Annotated in this window: 3 protein-coding genes; 1 reads left to right on the top strand and 2 read right to left on the bottom strand. The window is 63.9% G+C overall.

Features of this window, described 5'->3' with window-relative positions; translation table 11 throughout:
* Nucleotides 1–356 precede the first annotated feature (356 nt).
* The gene (locus EOA27_RS32580) at nt 357–746 is read left to right on the top strand and encodes a DUF427 domain-containing protein (RefSeq protein WP_127251970.1); all 390 of its coding nucleotides are present in this window, start codon (nt 357–359) and stop codon (nt 744–746) included.
* Between the two features lie 138 nt (nt 747–884).
* Here the strand turns inward: EOA27_RS32580 and EOA27_RS32575 are convergent, their stop codons facing one another.
* On the bottom strand, nt 885–1628 hold the full coding sequence (locus EOA27_RS32575; protein WP_126083472.1) for a polysaccharide deacetylase family protein: 744 nt from the start codon (nt 1626–1628) through the stop codon (nt 885–887).
* Nucleotides 1629–1773: 145 nt separating this feature from the next.
* Nucleotides 1774–2295: glycosyltransferase family 9 protein (locus EOA27_RS32570; RefSeq protein WP_145970687.1), on the bottom strand; the 522-nt coding region annotated here is incomplete at its 5' end.

The following is a 2295-nucleotide window of genomic DNA, read 5'->3' as shown; positions in this document are numbered from 1 at the left end:
GGCGACGCGGGCAACCGCCAGTTCCTGCTGCTGACGCTGCCGACCAGCGGCGGCGCGCTCAAGGTCGAAACCGCGGCAAGAAGCACCAATCCGGTGGCCGGCATTGCCGCCGCCTATGCCGGCCTCATGGATGCCTTCAAGACAGCCGCCTGACGGCTGGCCAGCAGACGTTCAATGAATGGTGATGGAGCCTCGCGCCGCGCGGGCTTGCGCGACGCACTCACCCGACACATGTAAGTCTGCCGCGAGAACGTTTCACCGTTTCATGGAAACGGCAAACCGTTCTCTTTGTTTTGACGCAATTCCGGACGGAAACCGCTTCGCACTTTTGCTGGAATTGCTCCAGGAGACCATTCATGGACAAGCCCGCCAACCCTGCCCCCGGCTTCCAGCGCAATCCCGACAAGGTGATCACCGTCGAACCCTATCGCGGCAGTGTCACCGTGCGCGCCGGCGATACCGTCATCGCAAGATCCACCCGGGCCAAGGTGCTTTCAGAACCACCCTACCCGGCGGCCTTCTACATCCCGTTCGACGATATCGACTTCAGCAAGCTCGCCGGCACCGAGCACTCGACGCATTGCCCCTACAAGGGCGATGCCAGCTACTGGAGCGTCCAGGCGGCCGGCGAAGCCGGCACGAACGCCATGTGGGCTTATGAACATCCGATCGACGAAATGACCGAGATCCGCAACCACGGCGCGTTCTACACGAGCAAGGTAACGGTCGAAGCCGAACCGGGCTGAGTTTTCGATTGGGCTGGGTCGTCGCTGCGATCCGAGGCAGGCGAAGGCCAAGCGTCGTCATCCCAGGGCGGAGGGATGGGCGTTCACGTCAATCTCGGAAGGATGTGGCTGCCAAAATTCAGCCGCCGCACCGCACGCTCAATCGGTGGTGCCGTCGTTGCCTATACCGTCGGCATCGTCCAGGCGCACGAATGTCATGCCTTTCTGCTTCAAGGCGAGCAGCCCCTGAACCACGCCCTCGCCGGCCGCATGCGTCGGCTGGTTGATGTGGGCGATGATGACGTCGCCGTCCTTGGCGGCGCCGATGCGGCGTGCCGTTTCCTTGGCGCCGAGCAGCGAGCCGCCGTCGCCATTGACCGAGAAGCCGGCGATCTTGAAGCCCAGCTTGCGGATCATGGCGATCGCCGATGGGCTGTATTCCGCGGTGGCGCCGCGAAACCATTTGGGCGCCGGTCCGCCCGCGCTGGCGAGCGCCGCGGCGCCGGATTCAACCTCGGCCTGCACGGCGTCCGGGCTGCCGGCGCTGCTTATGCCGTAAATCTTCCGCGGCGTATCGACCGCGGGAATGTGGCGGCCGCCATGGTTTTCCAGCTCGAACAGATCAGGATGGGCTCGCATGATCTCGGCGGCCGCGGCATTGCGCTTGAGCCAGATGCCGGTAACGAAGATGGTCGCCGGTATGCGATTGTCGACAAGAGCCGAAAGTATTCTTGTGTCGGTCTTTCCCCCGCAAGCGTCGAGCGTCAGGGCGACTCGCCCACGCCCTTCCGGGGCTTGGGTCTTCAGATGCAGCGTCGGCTCGAGAAGCGTTGCGGCATTGCCGGCCGACGCCGCCAAGAGCGACAGCGCGAGCACGCAAAGAGAATTTCGAAGCAGACCCATCATCCATTCCAACCCGGCACGCACGGCCAGTTGCCGCATCGCGCCAAAGAAAACTTGCCTCCGCTCGTCCCAACAGACCGGCATCTAGGCGAAAATGGGGACGTCCAACAGCGCAAAAGGAGCAATCGCGAAAAATTGCTTTCGTCTACACCGCGGTTTTAATGGGTCTGTCCGTCCGCGCCAGCAGTTCGCGCACTGCTTCGGCGACCGTGTCCACTTCCAGGCGCCAGACGCAAAATGCCTTGGCTGGATTGGTCCGGTGGCACATGTCGGCGGCCACACACTCGCAAGGCATTGGGGGCCGCAGCGAGATGCTGGGTGCGCCAACCGGACCCCATGCAACCGGGTTGGTGAGGCCGTACAGGCCGACGACCGGCGTGCCTGCTGCGGCGGCCATATGCATTGGGCCGCTTTCGTTGCCGAGGAAGAGCCGCGCCTCCTTGAGCAGCGCCATCAACGTTTCGAGCGATAGCTTACCTACCAGATTGACGACCGGCGCCTTGACCGCGGCCACGATGTGGTCGTTCGCCTGGGCTTCGTCGGGTCCGCCGACCAGGACGACGGAGAGACCGGTTTCGCTCGATATCGTGTCGACGGCCGCGGCGAAACGCTCGGGCTGCCACCGGCGGCCCGGAAAGCTTGCTCCGGCATGCACCACCAGGAAGGC

The organism is Mesorhizobium sp. M2A.F.Ca.ET.037.01.1.1 (assembly GCF_003998075.1).
Taxonomy (GTDB): Bacteria; Pseudomonadota; Alphaproteobacteria; order Rhizobiales; family Rhizobiaceae; genus Mesorhizobium.
This window is presented reverse-complemented; position numbering and strand designations above follow the sequence as displayed.

Excerpts from the sequence above, each read along its gene's own strand:
- EOA27_RS32575 (WP_126083472.1), bottom strand. The coding sequence starts at position 1,628 with ATGGGTCTGCTTCGAAATTCTCTTTGCGTGCTCGCGCTGTCGCTCTTG.
- EOA27_RS32580 (WP_127251970.1), top strand. The coding sequence starts at position 357 with ATGGACAAGCCCGCCAACCCTGCCCCCGGCTTCCAGCGCAATCCCGAC.